The sequence below is a fragment of the Limnobacter sp. genome, from assembly GCF_046297615.1.
GTDB lineage: Bacteria > Pseudomonadota > Gammaproteobacteria > Burkholderiales > Burkholderiaceae_B > Limnobacter.
In genome coordinates, this window is the sequence record NZ_JBKBHM010000004.1 from 189909 (window position 1) to 209447 (window position 19539).

Sequence of the window (19539 nt, forward strand, 5' to 3'; positions counted from 1 at the left end):
CCCCACCCTGTTTTTGAGATTCCATGACCACCAACGACCCCAACAAGGCCGGACTGCCAGCGCACCGGCCTGCACAAGGCAATGAAGTTCAGCCCATCAGCAACCGCCTGTACGAGTACCGCCCGGACCACCACTACGACCGCGTGATTGAACGCAAAAGCCGCGTGATGTGGTGGATCATGGGGGCCATGGTGATTCTGGTGACTTGGGCCGCCTTCGCCGAAATTGACCAGGTGACCCGTGGCAGCGGGCAAATCATCGCCAGCAGCAAAACGCAGACCATTCAAGCACCAGATGGTGGCGTGGTTGAAGAACTGAATGTGCGGGAAGGCGATGTGGTCAAGCCCAATCAGATTCTGGCCAAGCTTGACACCTCCAAAGTGGAAGCCGCCTTCAAAGAGGCCGAAGCAAAACGCGCAGCCCTGAGTGCGACCGTCGTTCGCCTGAAAGCCGAGGTGCTCAACCTGCCGCTGGGTGCTTTCCCCCCTTTGTTGAAAGACTACCCTGACATTGTGCAGGCCCAGCGCTTGCTGTTCCAGCGCCGCCAAACCGCAGTGAACCAGGAAGTGGGTGCGCTGAACCGCACCCTGGCCTTGGCGACCAAGGAACTGGACCTCAACAAAAGCCTGTTGTCCACCGGCGACGTCAGCTTGACTGAAGTGATTCGTCTGGAACGCCAGATTTCCGAAATTCAAGCGCAGATCACCAACCGCAAGAACAAATACTTTCAGGACTCCCAGGCCGAACTGGCCAAGGCTGAAGAAGACCTGGCCGCCATTGAGCAAACCTCGGCACAACGCCGGGCCTCGCTGGACTACACCGTGCTGACCGCCCCCGTGGGCGGCGTGGTCAAGAATGTGCGCTTCACCACCCGGGGTGCCGTGCTGCGCGCCGGTGATGAACTGCTGACCATTGTGCCTGCGGACAATGAACTGATTGTTGAAGCGAAAATCAAACCCTCCGAGATTGCCTTCATCAAACGCGGCCTGCCCGCCAAAGTGAAAATCGACGCCTACGATTACACCATCTACGGCACGCTGGACGGCGAGGTGGTTTACATCTCAGCCGACACACTGACCGAAGAAGGCAACCGCAACGCTGAACAACAGACGTACTACCGCGTGCATGTGCGCACCGATGGCCGCACCTTCAAAAACCGGCCCAATGAACAACTGGACCTGATTCCGGGCATGACCGCCACTGTCGAAGTAAAAACCGGCAACAACACCGTGTTGAAGTACCTCATCAAACCCATGGTGAAGACCTTGAACGAATCGCTGGGCGAACGCTGAACCAGCACGGCTTACACACACTGCATGATGATGAACAACAAACACGACTCTTCCGCCCTGCGTTACGACAACCCGGACGACTTGCGCAGCAAGGCCGATGGCCCAGCCCGGCGCCTCTTCTGGCAAGCCCTGAAAGACCGCATGCCCCGCCTGCGCGAGGTGGCCATCGCCTCGGTGGTGGTGAACATGACAGCCCTGGCCTCTTCCCTGTTTTCCATGCAGGTGTACGACAGGGTGATTCCCAACAATGCGCATGACACCCTGTGGGTGCTGTTTGTTGGTGCGGTGCTGGCCTTTGGCATTGAAGCGGTGTTGCGTACCATTCGGTCCAATGTCCTGAGCATGACCACCAAGGGCATGGAACTGGAACTGGGGCAGGCCTTCTTCAACAAAGCCCTGTCCATCCGCATGGATGCACGGCCCAACACGGTAGGCACCTTTGCCGCGCAGATTCGCGACTTTGATTCTGTGAAGAACTTCTTTTCATCCACCACGCTGTACGCCATGTCGGATGCGCCCTTCGCCTTCCTGTTCATCGGCGTGATTTTCATGCTGGGTGGGCCTATCGCATTCATTCCCCTGGCCGCTCTGCCTGTGGCGATACTGGCTGGCTACCTGTGCCAGCGCCCCATGGACCGCTTGGCCCACGACAGCGCCGTCGAAGGCAATATGCGCAGCGGCATGCTGATTGAAAGTGTGGATGGCGCAGAATCCATCAAAGCCACGGGCGGTGAGGGCTGGTTCAGCCAACGCTGGTACGCCCTGAGCGCCTCAGTCAGCGAGAACGCCCTCAAAATGCGCGAGCTCAGTTCCTTGGCCTCCACCCTGTCCAACACCATCAACCAGCTTTGCTACGCGGCCTTGATTGTGGCTGGGGCTTATTCCGTGCAAGCCGGCCACATGACGATGGGTGCGCTGATTGCCAGTGCCATGCTGATCAACCGCGTGGTTTCACCATTTAGCCAGCTCACCTCGGTAGCCATCAATTGGCACCAGGCCAAGCAAGCCCTGTCTGCCCTGAATGACATGATGAGCCGCCCCAATGTGGGCCCGGAACCCGGCCTGCCGGAAGTCAAACTTGACAACTTCAGCCCCAGCTTCCGCCTTGAAAACATTCGACTCATTTACGGACAAGACCGTGTGATTGGCGTTGAAGTGCCCAGCCTGAGCATTGCAGCAGGCGAGCGGGTGGCCATTCTTGGCCCCAGTGGGTCGGGCAAAACCAGCTTGCTGAAAATTCTCACCGGCCTGTACAAACCCAGCGAAGGCCGCGTGTTTGCCTCGGGTGTGGACCTGCAATTGCTGAACCCCGACCTGGCCCGCAGCCACATTGGCTACCTGCCACAGGATGTACGCCTGTTCAACGGCACCCTGAAAGAAAACCTGTGCATTGGCATCAAACCCCCATCGGACGACGACCTGTTGGCTGTGTGCGCAGTGGTGGGATTGAGCACCTTGGTCACCACACACCCGCGCGGCATTAACCTGCTGATTTCAGAAGGTGGGCGTGGTTTGTCAGGCGGACAAAAACAGATGGTGGCGCTGGCCCGTGTGCTGTTGCAAAAGCCCTCGGTGTTGCTGCTGGATGAGCCCACGGCATCGCTGGACTCGCAAGGCGAAAATGAGTTGCTTAAACGCCTGAAAGACTACCTGACGCCGCAGCAAACGCTGGTGATTGTGACCCACAAAACCGCACCGCTGGCGCTGGTGGATCGCATCATGGTGGTGACTCAAGGCAAGGTGGTCATCGACGGCCCACGCGATGCGGTGTGGAGCAAACTGACCAACACCCCCCTACCCTTTGGGCCCAGCGCCTCTCAGCCGGTGTCCATTGCCGCCAAAGGCGACAACGGCCAAGGCTGACGGTTCTACACTGCGCCAAAGGCCTTGAGCTGGCGCAGTTTGCCCTCCGCAAATTCGGTCACCAAGCGCTTGACCATGGTGTCCACCTCAGCAGGGTCGGTAACGGCCACGCCCTTCTTGGCCAGGGAAACACCTCTGGCCTTCAAACAGGCCAGCAGATGGTCCGCCCATTTGGGCTGAGGCAGTTCCCGCAGACAAGCGTCCAGCAAAGCCCAGTCCGTGTCATTCAAGCCCATCACCGTGGTGTTTCTGGGCATCAGCACAGCCTTGTAGGGCGCGCCCTTGAGCACAGCCGACACCATGGCTTGTGTCAGCGTTCTTGAAGTCACCGCTTGATCCTCCACCGGGCAGTAGTACAGGAACCCGGAATGGATCAACATGGACAGCGACATGAGCAGCGTGTCCATGGACAGCTTCGGATAATGCGCCTGCAATTCCCCCAAAGACAGCCCAGACGGTGCAGCACGCACATGATCCAGAATGGACAGGTAATAGGTGCGGTTACCTTGCGGACTGACCGCCCCCCCCTGAAACACAAAATCCGCCTCGCCCTCCGGCAGCTTGGCCAATTCATTGACAGCCACCCGCAACTCACGCCGAGCTGAGGCCAACTCGTCCCGCCAATGGGCCACCTGCCCTTTGATGTACAAGTCACGCCGGAAGGATTGATCCAACCCAATATCACGCAGTTGTTCACGCATGGCCACAGTGGGTGCGGCTTGCATGGCAGTGCGCAAACCTTCGGGCAAAGTGGCCTCGGGAATTTCGGTCAGCGTTGCTGTGCCCAGCCACTGCAACTTCACCGCAGCCATGTCGCTGATCATGTCAGTCACGTACACTGGGTTCCAGTACGCGTTGTTGTATTCCTGAACCAAGTAACTCGGGTCTTTCCCGCGCAGGTTTTTCAAACGCTGTGACAAGGTCGGCAGCGTGGAAAACACGCGCGATTTGGCTTGTTCAAGCGCCTCAAACTGCGCCAGCGTGGCCTCAATGGCCTTGCGGGCGGGCATGGTTTTGTTGTTCATCAACACCATTTTCTGAAACGCCGACATGGTGCCCCAACCCGGCAAGGTGTTGTACGAGTTGTAGAACACGCCACCCGGTTTAAGCACCTGGCCAATCAGCTTGAACAAACCTGCTTTGACGTCCGGGCCAATCCAGGTGCTAATGCCATGGCACACGGCGTAATCAAATTCACCCAGTGCAGCCGTGTTCTTCGACAATTCAATGAAATCACCTTCGATGAAGGTGACATTCTTCAATCCTGCTGCTGCGGCCAACCTGCGCCCGTGGGCAATGTGTTCAGGCATGAAATCAATGCCTACAAACTCACTGTCAGGGTGGCATGCCGCAGCCATGATCAGGTTCACGCCCTGCCCGCAACCTGCATCCAGATACCTGAATTGCCGCTTGGGCAACACCTGCCCATGGAGCAGCCCAGCCAAGCGCATCCGTGCTGGCGTTGTTTCCGCATAAAACCCGTACGTGTAGCCACCATCGGCCAAGTAGCCGCGCATCCAGTCCATTGCTTTTTGCCCTGTGTGTTGTTGTTTTTAAATGAGTTGTTGGGTTCATTATGCAAGAAAAAACCCCCGGCACCTTGTGGGCACCGGGGGTTGATTCAATTCGATCAAACGGGTGTTTGATCGGGGTTAAGGTATTAGGCGACGATGTCGCTTTGCTGGAATGTGGCCAAGGTCACGTTGTCCAGTTGGATCACTTGGGTCACCCCTGTGCCGTCCTGATCGGTCACCAGATAGCTTGGTCCACCAGTCACTTCGCCCAGGTAATACCTGACTGTGCCGTTCAGTGCGGTATCGGCTGCAGCAAGCAACGTGGCGAGATCAGCAACGGACGCCGCTGCTTCCTGGTAATTGGTGGCAGTTGCGGCACCGTAGAGGCCCTGCACGCGATCACCCTGAACGCTGTTGAAGTCCAGCACTACATCGGTGACTGTGGCAACACCAGCGCCTGTGTCCAGATCAGTTGCGGCCAAGAAGAACTGGAACTGGTCTGCACCATCTCCACCGGTGTAGGTATCCACACCATCACCACCATCCAGCGAGTCATTGCCTTCACCGCCATTCAATACATCGGCACCAGACCCTCCATTGATCGAATCGCTCTGGGCAGAACCAGTGATCGTGATCGCTGTAGTCAGTCCACCGGCGGAAACCTCAAAGCCTCTTGAACCACCCGCCTGGCTAAGATCAACCGAGACGACATTCGAGCCATTGCTGATCTCGATAGCCGCTGTACCGTCGTTGGTGGTGTCCGAGTTGGCCACGAATGCGGTCATGGGAGCAGAATCATCGAGACGAATGGTCGCCGACGCGCCAGACACCACGGTCAGGATGTCGCTAGACTCCAGACCGTTGACCGTGTCACTGCCACTGTCCACGATGATGGTGTCAGTACCCTTGCCGCCGTCGATGGTGTCATCGCCTTGACCGCCGATGATGAAGTCGTTACCCGCTCCGCCATTGATCTCGTCATCACCCAAACCGCCGGTGATGGAGTCATTGCCTGAGCCACCATCGATTAAATCACTGCCAGAACCACCGGTGATTGTGTCAGCACGGCGGGAACCCACCATGGTGACGGCACCAGTCTCACTGACCAAGGTGTAGCCCCTGGAGCCGGACGCAGCCGACAGGTCCACCACAGAGGCCGCACCTTGCAGGGTGATGGTCGCTGTACCGGAGTTGCTGGACGCGCTGGTTGCAACGAACTGAGAAGTCGTTGTTGCATTCAGCGTTGTACCAAAGCCAATCGAAATAATGTCGGACTTGTCCAAATCGGTGACCGTGTCTGTACCGGCGGACACAATGAATGTGTCGTTGCCTGCACCGCCGGTGTAGGTGTCGTTACCGGCACCACCGTTGAACAAGTCATTGCCGCTTCCGCCACTCAAGATGTCGTCTCCGGCACCAGAATAGAAGAGGTCATCGCCTGTTGAGCCCGTGAGGGTGTCGGCAAGGCCGCTACCGATTACGAAGGTGTCGAATACACCCACCGCACCGCCAGCAGTGCTGCGTACATCCAGCTTGTCGCCACCTGTCGCAACAATCGTGACTGTTTCGTCCTCAAAAGTGCTCACTGATCCAACCAATCCATCCTTGCCATCTTCCGCTTGAATGTTGACCGTGTTGTCGGTTCCGTTGGCGGCATTGTCCAGGTCCAGAGTGACCCGGATCTGGTCGCTGCCAGAGCCGGAAGCCGTCGCACTCACGGTGTCCTGACCTGCACCCAAGGTGATGGTGTCCGCACCATCCTTGGACAGATCGATGACGACAGTGTCGTCACCGGCGCCAGCCAAAATGGTGTCGGAACCAGACCCACCAGTCAGTGTGTCATTGCCAGCACCACCCACGAGGAAGTCGTTGCCGTTGCCACCAGTGACACTGTCATTGCCAGAACCAGCGTTCACATACTCGTTGGTGTTAGCCGCTGTGAAGGTATCGTCACCACTGGACAGCAGGTGAACGGCACCAAACACCCCGCGGTCCTGGCCGGCAACTGCAAGGCCGTCCTTGTCCAGACCAACCACGTGGAAGGTCGAGCCCGTCAAGCTGATGTTGGTGTTGTTGATGCCCGCATAAACACCGGCATCAAGATCCACACCGTTATTGGCATTGGCACCGCTAGTGAGTTGGTTGATAACAACCACGCCACTGGATGAGCCGTCGCCGACATTTGCACTCACGAAACCGACCAACAGCTCGCGACCGCCCGCCAAATTGGTGAACGCGACTGTGTCACCAGCATTGCCACCCAAATCAATGCGGTCCGCATCGATGGTGCTGGCGCTGACGTCAAGGATAGCCCGGTCTACACCGGTACCACCGGTGATGCTGTCAGCACCGCCGCCACCGATGAAGGTGTCATTGCCAGCGCCGCCGCTGAGGGTGTCTGCACCGGCTCCACCCACCAGGAAGTCGTTGCCGCTGCCACCGGTGATGCTGTCGTTGCCAGAACCTGCATTGACATACTCGTTGGTATCACCTGTGGTGAAGGTGTCGTCACCACCAGACAACAAATGCACTGCGCTGAAGACGCCACGGTCTTGGCCGGCCTGGGCCACTCCGTTTGCATCCACTCCGACGACGTGGAATGTTCCACCAGTCAGGCTGACGTTGGTGTTGTTGATCCCGGTGTAAACACCAGCATCCAAGTCTGCGCCATTGTTGGAATTGGCCGCGCTGGCCGCCTGGTTGATGACCACAACCCCGGTGCTGGAACCGTTGCCGACGTTGGCACTCACGAAACCGACCAGTAGCTCTTGTCCACCAGCCAGGTTGGAGAAGTTGACTGTGTCGCCCGCGTTGCCGCCCAGGTTGATACGGTCTTCATCGATTGGACCAACACCATTCGCATCTACGTTGATTGTGTCAACTCCCGCGCCGGCATTGATAGTATCCGCACCAGAACCGCCGGTGATGCTGTCGTTACCACTACCTCCAGTGATGGAGTCATTACCAGATCCACCAATGATCGTGGAAGCGCCAGCGGCAAATCCGTTGATGGTCAGGTCTTCAGTCTGCAGGCCAAGATCCAAAGTCAAGCCTGTGGCGGTCAGGGAGACCTGCTCAATCTCGACCACTTGGGCGTCAGACGCGTTAGTGAAGTTACCCGCCAAACGCAAGGTGTCAAAGTCCTTACCACCATCGAGCAGCACGTCATCGTTGTCACCAATGATGGTGTCATTACCCTTGCCGGAAGTGATGGAGTCTTCACCAGCACCTCCGACGATGAAGTCATTCAAGTCTCCACCAGTGATGGTATCGTTACCCTGACCTGCGTTGATGTAGTAATTCTCCGTGCCGCCGGGGATACCGGGGTTGATTGCGTCACCACCTTGTGTACCAAGGGCTACCACGTCAAACACACCGCGGTCTTGAGCGGGGTCCAACAGGCCGGTGGTTTTATCCAATCCAACCACATTGAACTTGGCGCCGGTCAAGGTTACGCCTTCATCGTCAATGCGCGCTACGCCACCCACATCCACTGGGTTCAGCGGGTCAGTCACATCACGTAATTGCAGGTTTACTGCCAACTGCGAAGTATTCACGCTGCTGTTGGCAGAACCGTTACCCACTTCACCGCTGATGAAGGACACCAAAACCTGATGATTGACTGGCGCGTTGGTTACAACAACCTCGTCACCCAATTCAGTACCCAGGTTGGCGGTGTCGCCATTGTCAAAGCCAACCAAGGTGCCTGCTGCATTGGTCACTGATGCGATTACGACATCATCACCCGAACCACCCAGAATGCTGTCAGCACCACCACCACCGATGAAGGTGTCGGAACCAGCGCCGCCAGTCAACGAGTCATTGCCCGCGCCGCCGACCAGGAAGTCATTGCCAGAGCCGCCTGTCACGCTGTCGTTACCAGAACCAGCGTTGACGTACTCGTTAGTATTTCCAGCCGTGAATGTATCGTCGCCGCCGGACAAAAGATGTACAGCACCAAATACACCGCGGTCTTGTCCCGCGACTGCCACACCGTCTTTATCAAGTCCAACCACGTGGAATGATGCACCAGTGAGGGACACATTCGTGTTGTTGATCCCGGCGTAAACGCCGGAATCCAAATCCAGCCCATTGTTGGCATCTGCAGCGCTAATCGTCTGATTGATGGCTACCACACCAGTGGAAGAACCATTGCCGACGTTGGCACTGACGAAACCGACAAGGATTTCGTTGGCTTTGTCCACATTGGAGAAGACGATGTTGTCGCCTTTGTCGCCACCCAAGTTGATACGGTCTGCATCAATAGGGCCAACACCGTTGGCATTGATGTTGACTGTGTCAACACCTGCACCGGCATTGATGGTGTCTGCACCAGAACCGCCAGTCAGCACGTCGTTGCCGGAACCACCAGTGATGGTGTCGCTGCCCGAACCACCTGTGATGGTGGATGCGCCTGCTGCAAAACCTGTAATGTTCAAAGCTTCAGTCTGGTTGCCAAGGCCGACAGTCAACCCTGTCGCAGTCAGTGCAACGTTCTGGAAGTTCTGAATTTGATTGTCTGAAGCAGCAGCAAAATTCGCACCGATTTGCAGAGTATTGGTGCCAGTACCACCGTCAATCAACGCGTCGTCTTGAGCACCCGCGATAGTGTCATTGCCCGCGCCACCCAGCAAAGTGTCCGCACCAGAGCCACCAGTGATGCTATCGCCACCGGAACCACCGGTGATGCTGTCAGCACCGGAGCCGCCGACAATCGTCGATGCGCCAGCAGCGAAGCCGTTGATCGTGAAGCCTTCGGTTTGCTTGCCCAGGTCCAGGCTCAAACCAGTTGCTGTGAGGCTAACCACCTCAATGGCGTTGATCTGTGCGTCACTGAGGTTGGTAAAGTTGGCACCCACCTGTAAGGTATCAGTTCCAGCGCCGCCGTCCAGCAGAACGTCAGACTGATCACCCACAATAGTGTCCGCACCGCTGCCAGCGCTGATGCTGTCAGCACCGGAACCACCCGTGATGCTGTCGGTACCAACGGTGCCCACAATCGTGTCGGCAAATGCGGAGCCAGTCACAACAAAACCAGCCGCCTCGGTTTGCTTGCTCAGGTTCAGGGAAACCGCGGCAGTTGCAGTGCTCAGGCTAATGGCTTCCACATTCACCAGTTGCGCGTCAGTGGCAGAGTTCAGATCTGTCGATGTCGCGGTCAACACCAGGGTGTCGGTGTCAGCACCGCCATCCACGGTGTCGGGGCCATCGAAGCCCACGATGGTGTCGTTGCCAGCACCTGCAATGATGCTGTCGGCACCGCCGCCACCAGTGATGGAGTCGGCACCCGCCAATGCGTTGATGGTGTCGCTGCCCAAGCCACCGGTCAGGGTGTCGTTGCCAGCCGTGCCGGTGATGCTTTGGTTGGGGATGGGTGCATCATCGCTGCCACCGCTGGCTGCGACTGCAACGCCCACACCCACTGCAACGCCGGTGACCACACCGGCCGTCGTCGAGAAGAACCCAGCACCCGCCTGGCTGGCGCTAGTGCCACTCAAAACACCACCGCTGGCGGCGGCATCCGTGGTGGTAGTGGCAGCAGCGGCACCACCGCCACTGGAATTCTGTGCAAGCTCAAGCGTCTCTTCAGAGGCAGCAACTTGCTGCAGGGCTTCTTCAGCCGCAATTTGATGCGCAACACTGTCCGCAGGCACGTCGTATGAGGAAGACACCTCAGCCGCTTTGGCTTTCTTGGCCGCGTCGGCCACCGCTTTGTTGACCTTGTCGGTCAGGGGGTCGGCCGGAATATTGGCCGCTGTCGTTTCGATGCGCTTGCTTTGCAGCGCTTTGTCGGTGGATTTGGTGGTCTTGCTTGTGTCTTGCGGACGAATCGCCATGTGTGTAACCCTCTAGGTGTATGACTAACTAACTCATTAACTGCTGTCGAAAGGCACCCCACGATCAGGGGCCATTCCACGAAAAATACCCTCTCCGAATGACACTTGGAGAGCTAACTCTAATTACTATCAAATTTACCTACAACAAACAAGCCGCAAACGATGAAAAAGTGATTTTTTTCACCACTTTCATACGATCAATTTCGTCTTAAATTATTCTTAAATCGTTGACTGGCGCGGATTTCACAATGTTTCACCAAAGCTGAAGCATAGTCATTCTTTGTATAGGCATTGTTTTGTGCCATGCACCAATCATTAGGTGAAAACCCTAGCCACCTAGGCCAGGCTTGGCTTCACGGGAATCCGCAGGGTTTGACCAGCCTCGCAACCTTTGTTAAGGCAATCTCTTCTGCAAAGACACACTCCAACAATCATCGCAAAACCGGCATGTACACTCAGTACAGTTTCAACAGGTTCATTTTCACAAACCAATGCAACTGGCGAAGCACGGCAACACGCTCTGCTTCCGGCAAACCCAGCAAAGCCTGGCCCACCGATTTTGGACCGTGCTCAAACGCCTTCAGCACCCACTCCACTTGGGCAGCGCTGGGCAACACCACTTTGGCGAAATTCACCATGGCCAGGCCCAGCAAGGCATTGGCCCGGCTCAAAGCGGCTGCGCTTGACTCATCCACCAAACCAAGCACTGTCTCCGCCGAAATACTGCCGGTGGGGTAACTGGCAAACGCGGTGAACGGGTCCATACGCGCAGGCCAAGGGTTGGCCAATCGCTTGGCCTGCCCACCCTGAGTCAGACGGATGTCGTTGAGCTTGCCCCACAGGTTCATGTACTGCGGAATGATTTTCGACCAGTCATACACCTCCAGCGCGCGTTGGCGGGCCGATTCCCCCATGCGCCTGCGCAGGGCCGGGTCTTCAATCAACTTGATGAAGGCGTTGGCTGTGGCAGGCACATCAACCGCCACAAGGCTGCAGGTGTGGCCACAGTACATGTCGTAGCTGTCAATCTCGTGCGCATGCCGCCAAGCCAAGTCCAACGCAGTACCCGGGGCAGGCATCCAGGTTGGTACGCGGAAACCGTCGATGCCATCACGCACCGTGTCTTTGTATCCATCCCAATCGCTGACCACCAAGGGCAGGCCAGCCGCCATGGCTTCAATCGGGGTCAGCCCAAAAGCCTCCTGAATGTTGTCGGACAAACTACAGAACACATCCGCACCCGCCCAACCATGCTTGCGCTGAACCGGGTCCCGACCATCCAGCCGCAATACCCGCACAGAAGGACAGGCCAAGGCTGAGGCGGCTTCAAACGCACGTTGAATGTGCTCATTGGCAAACCAACTGCATTCAATCAACACCACTGGTTTACCGGTTTTCTGGGCAGCAATTTCAAGGGCCTGATACATCGCCAAAGGGTGTGCCTTGGCATTGAACGACAGGCGGCCTGTGAAGGTGACCACAGTGGTGTCCTCGGACACACCCAAACTTCGACGGCTTTCAGCACGGTCCTCCGGGGTCAACTTAAAATCGTTGGCATGCACGCCCAAGGGAATCACGGGAAACTGGGGCAAGGTGTATTTCTTAATGTCGAAACGGTGATGCAACAAGTTCAATTGCGCCTCGACCACCCGGCGTACATTGTCCTGCACTGCCTTGCTGGTACAAATCAAGGCGTCCCAAGCCTGAATCGGTGCCACAGGAAACTGGGCCAGGGCATCCATGACCCGCAAACTGCTGGTGGTGTGCGTGATGCCACACAGGCTCCAGGCCGCATCGCCAAACACGGTGCGGTGAAAAGCATGCTCGTTAAGCCCGGGCCCCGGTGTGAACAACAAACCGGCTTTGGCCAGTTGCCCCAAGTTTGCATTGGTGACGCCATACACCGGTTCTTGACGGCCCATGCTGCGGGCCAATTCCGCAAACGGGGCCACATACTTGTTCTGAAACACCTGAACCCACAGCTCGGAATAACTGGAGTAAGACAGCAATGCTTTCAGGAAGGATTCCCCCGCCGCATTGCGCCCCATGAGTTTGGGGCCGGTGGTGGTGTAGGCTTCAGGGTGATACAGAATGGCTGGGTTCATGATTCAGCAGAAAAATAGTCTTGAACGTAAACAGGCAAAAGTCCGTGTCGATCATGACCGTAAAGCAGGCGACTTTCAAGCCAGCAAAACAACATTCCGCTTCACACTGGCCTTGCCGGTGTGGCGCACTGTCCTGCACAATCAAGCGTTAAAGCTCAACACAACAACACACAACACATGGCTAAAAAAGACACCACAAACCCGCCAGTACTGGTAACCGGCGCTTCAGGCTACATCGCAGGGTGGATCATCAAGTACCTGCTGGAGAAGGGCTACACTGTTCACGGCACGGTTCGGGACCCTTCCAAGGCGCGCAATGTGGCCCACCTGCACAAGATTGCGGAAGGCACACCCGGCACCTTGAAACTGTTCAAAGCCGACTTGCTGGATGAAGGCAGTTTTGATGAAGCCATGCAGGGCTGCGAAGTGGTGATGCACACGGCCTCGCCCTTCATCATGGAAGGCTACACGGATGCGAATGAAGCGTTGGTTCGCCCCGCTGTTGAGGGTACCCGCCACGTGCTGGAATCGGTGAACCGCACCGCCTCAGTGAAACGTGTGGTATTGACCAGCAGCATCGCAGCGGTGATTGGTGACAACGCCGATGCACGCAAAGCCCCGTTCCGAGTGGTGAATGAAACACTCTGGAACAACACCAGCAGTGTGAAGCACAACCCCTATCAATATTCCAAGGTGGCAGCCGAGCAAGAAGCCTGGCGCATTAACCGCACCCAGAAGCGATGGGACTTGGTAACGATCAACCCCAGTATGGTGTATGGCCCAGCGCTGACGCCCCACAGCCAGTCGGCCAGCATTGACACCATGGTGCAAATGGCCAAAGGCCGCTACTTCATGGGCGTGCCCAAGCTGGTGTACGGTGTGGTGGACGTGCGGGATGTGGCCCAAGCCCATATTCTGGCTGCATTCAAACCTGAGGCTGAGGGCCGTTATATCGTGAGCGCAGCTGAACTGACGATGCTGCAGATCAGCAAAATTTTGCGCAAAAACTTTGGCTGGAAGTTTCCTTTCCCCTTGATGGAACAACCCAAAGCAGCGGTGTGGCTGGTTGGCCCCTTGCTGGGGCCAGTTACCCGCAAGTTCATCAGCCGAAATGTGGGCTTGCCATTGCGCATTGACAACACCCGCAGCCGCCAAAACCTGGGGCTGCAGTACAGGCCGGTGGAGGCCACATTCGTTGATCATCTTCAACAGGTGATTGACGACGGTTTGCTGCGCAAAAAAGCTTGAAAACTTAATCCACCACCACAGAAAACCCGATGGTGGTGTGCCCGCCCTGGCTTCGCGCCAGGGTAGTACCCCCGTGAATACGGGCTATTGCAGCCACAATGGCCAAGCCCAAGCCATGGTTTTCGCCCCGGCTGCTGCGTGCATTTTCCGCGCGGAAGAATGCATCGAACAGATAAGGGAGGCTCTGCGGCGGAATGTCAGCCCCCTCGTTGGTCACAGTGATCCACAACAGATTGCCTTCGCGTGGACCAAGGTCAACCACAATGCTGCTGTGTTCCCGGGCGTGTCGAATGGCATTGCCCAACAGGTTCGACATGGCCCGCTTGATCAACTCCACCTCAACACTGGCCCTTTTGCGCCCGTGGATGACTACTTTCAACTGTTTTTCGTTCAACAAGGGGTCCAGATAGTCCACCACCGACTGCACCACGGTCAGCAGGTCGACCCAGCTCCGGCTGCCAGAAAATCGCCCACGTTCAGCATTGGCTAAAAACAGCATGCTTTTGACAATGCGGCTCATGCGCTCAATTTCGTCCAGATGCTCAAGCACCACGGTCTGCAACTCCTCGCCCACCAGCTTGTCCTTTCGGGTCAGCAATTCATGGCTCACTTTCAAACTGGACAAGGGTGTATTCAACTCATGGGCCACATTGCTGTTGAACGATCTCAAACGCTCCCGGTTCTCTCGCAGGCGTGCAAAAAGAGCATTGAAGCCATCGATGAACGGGTGCAATTCCACAGGCGTTTGTTGATGGTCGATGACCACATCAATGGAACGGTCGCCCAAGTGGTGAATGCGGTTCGTCAAACGATCAATCGGCCTAAGCACCACCTGCATCAAGCGCATGCTGATGAACAGTGACAGCACCGACCACACCAGCACCGCCAGTGCAAACACCCCTGTCATGAATTCCAGCAAATGATGGTCCTCTTCAGTGTCGACGGCCACCATCACCGTTCGGGCTTTGAGCAGACCAGTCTCCTGCGGAAACTCATACAGGAAGGTTCGAGGGTGGCCACCACCGTTGAAGAACAGTTCCGGACCGTAGACCATCTCACCGGAAGCACTGAAAATTTGCACCTCAGTTACCCCGTGAATTTCCACCAGTTCGTCCAGCCGCTTACGGACATCGTTCAAGGAGTATTGAAACACCGGCGTGCCCAAAAGCCGGTCCACGGCCTCATATGCCCGGTCCGCACTGTCCTGTTGGCGGTCTTTTTGCCAGGATGCGATGGACACCCCGGCAACCAAACCCGTGGTGATCACGCCCAATATACTGACCGAGCAGATCAAGCCAATGGTGGTGCGCGACAGCGACCTCATGCCGCCCCCGCAGCCTGCGCGCGGACATCCAGCACGTAACCCACCCCCCTCACGGTGTGCAGCAGTTGAACCTCAAAGGGGTCATCCATTTTTGCCCGCAACCTGCGCACCGCCACATCAATCACATTGGTGTCACTGTCGAAATTCATGTCCCACACCGACTCGGCAATTTCGGTGCGCCCCACCACCTCGCCCTTGCGGCGAAGCAACAGCCACAGCAGGGCAAACTCCTTGGCGGTCAGGCGCAATTCTCGGCCATCACGGCGCGCAGTGCGACGAACGGCGTCCAGCTCCAGGTCCAGCAGCGACAGGGAGGTCTGCGCAGGCTCATTGGCTGCGCCTGCCCGACGGCGGCCCAAAGCATGCAAACGGGCCACCAACTCGGCAAATGCAAAGGGCTTGACGAGGTAATCATCGGCACCGCTTCGGAACCCATTGACCTTGTCTTCGGTCATGCCTCGGGCGGTCAACATCATCACCGGGGTGGTTTTCGATTGCCGCAAGGCTGCAAGTACGGCCAGCCCGTCGATGTCGGGCAACATGCCGTCCAGAATAATGACCTCATGGTGGCCTTGGGTGGCCAAATGCAAGCCATCAATGCCATTTCGGGCGAGGTCAACCACGAACCCCTCCTCTTCCAGGCCTTTCTTGAGGTAATCCGCCAACCTCAGGTCATCTTCAACCAACAGCAACTTCACACCAGCACCTCAACAGGGAATCGGTGTGCCAAGTATAGACAAGGCAAGGGTGGGGAGAGATTACGATTTTGTAATGTTTGGGGAAGATGACTGACAGGTACCGGTCACTACACTGGGTTCATGGATCGGCGGTTTGCAGGTCCAACTTGAATCAACGACTGTTTGGAGGTCACCATGAAATCACTGTCTACACGCCTTGCCCTGTTGTCCGCTTTGGCACTGTCCGCTCCTGGCCTGGCCCTGGCCAGCAACGAACATGGCGACGGAACTTACATTCCCCGAACCAGCATGCAAGAACCTGCTAAAAAGCAAACCACTGAGAACCGGGATAACCGTGGCTACTCACTGAGCAGCCAAAGCGGTGCATCAGCTGGCGACGGCACGGTAATTCCCAGCTGGGAGCGCAGCAAGCCCATGAACACCGCTGAAAAGCGATGAAATGGGGCCATGGCGGAGGCAATGACTGCCCCGCCGTGGTTTATTCCAAGGATGAAAAACTGGCCTGAACGACCGGCGCTGTGTCCAACACAGCCTGGTCTTCAGGCGTCTTCAGTTTCACACGCCGCGCAGTGACAAAACGCGATTTCCAGTAGCGGTCGTTCAGGTTGCTGGATGTCACGCCTAACTGCGATGACACATGCACGAACTGCTGATCGTTCAAGTAGACACCCACATGATGACGCGTGGGCCCAGACCGAAAAAACAACAAATCACCGGGCTGTAGTTCACTCAAAGCCACCGGTGTTCCCTCGCCTTGCTGTGCACTCGCCGTTCTAGGCAACTCCAAATTGAAGTGCGCGGAAAACAGGCTTCGAATGAAATAGGAACAATCGACACCACTGTGGCTGTGCCCACCCAGCTTGTGGCGTGTGCCTGACCAGTCGTGGTAATGGGCCAGTATGCGCGACTCCACGATGGCATTCTCTGAAAGACCTGTATTGGCTACAGCGGGCTGCAGTGAGAGCGTAAACACCGCAGCAAACAGAATACGCGCAAAAAAAGAAGCGCCAAACTGATTGAAACTGTACGCACCTTTGTCAGTAAACATGCACTATTCACCGCGGTCGTTTTTAGAGTCTCCATTCAATCTTAAAACCGAAAATCGATCAATCGAGAGAATACGGACAAAAGACTGCCGACCGGCTTTTACAAAAGCCGTGGCATATGCTTCAGACAAGGTGATTTTTCGTTACGTGGGTGGCAGGTCTGCCAGGGTCAATACTGACTTGGCCACATCGGCAAGGCGGCGGTTGTGATCCATTGCGCTGCGGCGCAGCCAGCGATAAGCCCCCTCTTCTGTCAAGCCGCGGTGGGCCATCAACATGCCCTTGGCCCGTTCAATCAGTTTGCGCTCTTCCAAAGAGGTTTTAACGGCAGCCAACTCTTCAGTCAGCTTTTGAACCCGGCTGGCCTGTTCATTCAACTGTTCCACCACAGCCTTGGGCAAAGGCGCGCTTGCCCCGGTGGTATTGAATACAGAGAGAGGTGACAAATCATCACTGGGCAAGGGCTTGCTCAAAGCGTCGGGCTCATCGTCCGCTTCATGCTCCAAGGCATTCATTTTTGATTTGCACAGGGCCTGAAGCACACCCGCCAAGTGCATCTCCACCTCGTGCAAATCATCCATGCGGCGTGAACAGCAATCGAACCAGGTGTCAGACAGACCTTGGTCCAACAGGTGTCTCGATGGGCCTTGAAGCAGTTGGCGCATTTGCCCCAGTTCGGCCAAGGGCATGCTAGCCTGCAAAGCCGTCCATTCCCGGTGAAGTTCCGCAGCAAAGCCCACAAAGCGCTGAAAACACTGTTCCTGCATTTCAATCAGGAACTCCATGGACTGAATCTGCTCCTCCGTCACTTGCCCGGCGGTAAACGCCGCAGCACCGGTTGCACGCTCACGGCCTGCAAACTCCTTGCCCTGCATCAGGTTGAACAAAGCCACCAGCAGACGAGACACGTCAGGGTCCACCGCCACATCGGCCGCCTCAAAAATCAGGGCCAGCAAGGCTTCAACCAACTGCTGGTAACTGGCGGTGTTGTCTTGGGGGGTGCATTTCAGGGCATCTACAGTGTCGCGCAAACGCACCAGCCCATCCAGCGCATGGATCGCCATGGCAATGCGGGTGTACAGCCGCACACCGCCACTGAACTGCACTTGCCCGGCGGAGAGGTCGAGTTGTTCACGAAACTTGACCAGCGCCTCACTGGTGGCTTTGATGCGGGCCTGCCGGTCCTTCTCGTGCTGCTGCCCGCCCGAGGCCAGATAGATGTTGGACACCCCACGTTCGTGCTGCAGGCGATGAATCAGCTCACTGGCCACACGAATCAGGTCGGAGGTGCGGGCTAGGTTCGACAAATCCTGCATCTCGCACTGCCGGGCAGCGCGCAGGTAATGAAGTGCGGAAGGCATGGCGTGGCACAAAGCAAATCAAGACAACGTTATTGTGCCGTGCAACACGCTGACGATCTACTCCAATAAACAACAAGGCCACCAATCAACAGTCAAGCCATAGACCAGTAACCCTACAGATTTCGGGCGCTGCTGCCGTTAAATCCGTAAACGCACACATTTAACGTTTAAGGAGCGCGGCACCATGCACCCCAACCTGAGCTATCAGCTTCAGCAATTCTTCGGCACCACCGCTGTGGAGCAAATCACGCAGGACCCGAAGATGGTGTCTTTCCTCAAGGACGTCGAAGTGACGTACGAGGAAAAAGACCAGGACCAAAGCATGATTGCCCTGCTGCTTCAAGAAAGGCTCAATTCCGAGCAGGCCTTGAAAAAGGAAAAGGAAGAACAGGGTGGCTTGATTCGCAAACTGGAAGAAGCCCACAGCCAGTTGCTTCAGTCTGAAAAGATGGCGTCCATCGGCTCACTGGCAGCCGGGGTGGCGCATGAGATCAACAACCCCATCGGTTACGTGGCCTCTAACATCCGCTCACTGGGTGCGTATCTGGATGACCTGTTTCAGTTGATCGACAGTGGCTTGACTGAACTGAGCCAAACCAAGCCTGGAAGCAACACCGCAGCCTTGGCGAGCAAACTGGACCTGCCGTTTTTGAAAGGCGACACCCATGCGCTGTTGTCTGAATGCATTGAAGGCATCGACCGTGTCAAACGCATTGTGCAGGACTTGAAGGACTTTTCCCATGTGGACCACGGCGAATGGATTGTGGCCAATCTGGAAAAAGGACTGGACAGCACATTGAACATTGTGACCAATGAGGTGAAGTACAAAGCCACCATCGTGAAGAAGTATGGTGGCATTCCCGAGATCAGTTGCATTGGTTCCCAGTTGAACCAAGTGTTCATGAATCTGCTGATAAACGCGGCCCATGCCATCACCGAGCGGGGTGAAATCACCCTGGAAACCGGCCAACAAGGCGGCGAGGTGTTTGTGCGTGTCAGCGACAATGGGTGCGGCATCTCACCGGAAAACCAGAAACGGATTTTCGACCCCTTCTTCACCACCAAACCAGTGGGCAAGGGCACAGGCTTGGGCCTGTCGCTCAGTTACGGCATTGTGAAACGCCACCGTGGGCGCATCGAGGTGCAGAGCACGGTGGGCCAGGGTTCAAGCTTCACGGTCTGGCTGCCCATGCATCATGAGGAACAAGCCAGCGACAAAACCGAACCTCAAGCTGCGGCTCACTGAGCCGC

At 56.6% G+C, this 19539-nt stretch carries 13 protein-coding genes; 6 read left to right on the forward strand and 7 right to left on the reverse strand.

What is annotated here, in order from left to right:
* The first annotated feature begins 23 nt into the window (after positions 1–23).
* The gene (locus ACK4FF_RS10000; protein WP_409708294.1) at positions 24–1292 is read left to right on the forward strand and encodes an HlyD family type I secretion periplasmic adaptor subunit; all 1269 of its coding nucleotides are present in this window, start codon (positions 24–26) and stop codon (positions 1290–1292) included.
* 24 nt (positions 1293–1316) lie between these two features.
* Positions 1317–3155, forward strand: coding sequence for an ATP-binding cassette domain-containing protein (locus ACK4FF_RS10005; protein ID WP_409708297.1), 1839 nt, complete (start codon positions 1317–1319; stop codon positions 3153–3155).
* Positions 3156–3160: 5 nt separating this feature from the next.
* Here ACK4FF_RS10005 and ACK4FF_RS10010 read toward each other — a convergent pair whose 3' ends face one another.
* From ACK4FF_RS10010 to ACK4FF_RS10020, 3 genes are all read right to left on the reverse strand, one after another.
* Positions 3161–4681 carry a methyltransferase domain-containing protein gene (locus ACK4FF_RS10010; RefSeq protein WP_409708300.1) on the reverse strand — a complete coding sequence of 507 codons (1521 nt, stop codon included), beginning with the start codon at positions 4679–4681 and terminating at the stop codon, positions 3161–3163.
* 134 nt (positions 4682–4815) lie between these two features.
* Complete coding sequence (locus ACK4FF_RS10015; protein ID WP_409708303.1) at positions 4816–10506, reverse strand: beta strand repeat-containing protein; 5691 nt, start codon at positions 10504–10506, stop codon at positions 4816–4818.
* A gap of 455 nt (positions 10507–10961) precedes the next feature.
* Complete coding sequence (locus ACK4FF_RS10020; protein WP_409708306.1) at positions 10962–12611, reverse strand: glycosyltransferase family 4 protein; 1650 nt, start codon at positions 12609–12611, stop codon at positions 10962–10964.
* On the opposite strand from ACK4FF_RS10020, the gene ACK4FF_RS10025 reads away from it, so the two are divergent.
* Both ACK4FF_RS10025 and ACK4FF_RS10030 read left to right on the forward strand, forming a co-directional pair.
* Complete coding sequence (locus ACK4FF_RS10025) at positions 12610–12828, forward strand: hypothetical protein (protein WP_409708309.1); 219 nt, start codon at positions 12610–12612, stop codon at positions 12826–12828. The two genes, ACK4FF_RS10020 and ACK4FF_RS10025, sit on opposite strands and share 2 nt — an antisense overlap.
* Positions 12789–13859 (forward strand): SDR family oxidoreductase, encoded by a 1071-nt coding sequence (locus ACK4FF_RS10030; RefSeq protein WP_409708312.1) that lies wholly within the window; start codon positions 12789–12791, stop codon positions 13857–13859. The genes ACK4FF_RS10025 and ACK4FF_RS10030 overlap by 40 nt, the downstream gene beginning before the upstream one ends.
* A gap of 4 nt (positions 13860–13863) precedes the next feature.
* Here ACK4FF_RS10030 and ACK4FF_RS10035 read toward each other — a convergent pair whose 3' ends face one another.
* Both ACK4FF_RS10035 and ACK4FF_RS10040 read right to left on the reverse strand, forming a co-directional pair.
* Positions 13864–15183, reverse strand: a complete 1320-nt coding sequence (locus tag ACK4FF_RS10035) for an ATP-binding protein (protein ID WP_409708315.1) — start codon at positions 15181–15183, stop codon at positions 13864–13866.
* Positions 15180–15881: a heavy metal response regulator transcription factor gene (locus ACK4FF_RS10040; RefSeq protein ID WP_409708318.1), complete on the reverse strand. Its 702-nt coding sequence runs from the start codon at positions 15879–15881 to the stop codon at positions 15180–15182. The genes ACK4FF_RS10035 and ACK4FF_RS10040 overlap by 4 nt, the downstream gene beginning before the upstream one ends.
* A gap of 174 nt (positions 15882–16055) precedes the next feature.
* Here ACK4FF_RS10040 and ACK4FF_RS10045 point away from each other — a divergent pair, with 174 nt between their 5' ends.
* Positions 16056–16319: a hypothetical protein gene (locus tag ACK4FF_RS10045; protein ID WP_409708320.1), complete on the forward strand. Its 264-nt coding sequence runs from the start codon at positions 16056–16058 to the stop codon at positions 16317–16319.
* Between the two features lie 40 nt (positions 16320–16359).
* Here ACK4FF_RS10045 and ACK4FF_RS10050 read toward each other — a convergent pair whose 3' ends face one another.
* Together ACK4FF_RS10050 and ACK4FF_RS10055 are read right to left on the reverse strand one after the other, a co-directional pair.
* Positions 16360–16929: an NlpC/P60 family protein gene (locus ACK4FF_RS10050; protein ID WP_409708323.1), complete on the reverse strand. Its 570-nt coding sequence runs from the start codon at positions 16927–16929 to the stop codon at positions 16360–16362.
* Positions 16930–17070: 141 nt separating this feature from the next.
* Positions 17071–18288, reverse strand: a complete 1218-nt coding sequence (locus ACK4FF_RS10055; protein ID WP_409708326.1) for a nitrate- and nitrite sensing domain-containing protein — start codon at positions 18286–18288, stop codon at positions 17071–17073.
* A 184-nt stretch (positions 18289–18472) separates the two neighbouring features.
* Here ACK4FF_RS10055 and ACK4FF_RS10060 point away from each other — a divergent pair, with 184 nt between their 5' ends.
* Positions 18473–19534: an ATP-binding protein gene (locus ACK4FF_RS10060; RefSeq protein ID WP_409708329.1), complete on the forward strand. Its 1062-nt coding sequence runs from the start codon at positions 18473–18475 to the stop codon at positions 19532–19534.
* Positions 19535–19539 lie beyond the last annotated feature (5 nt).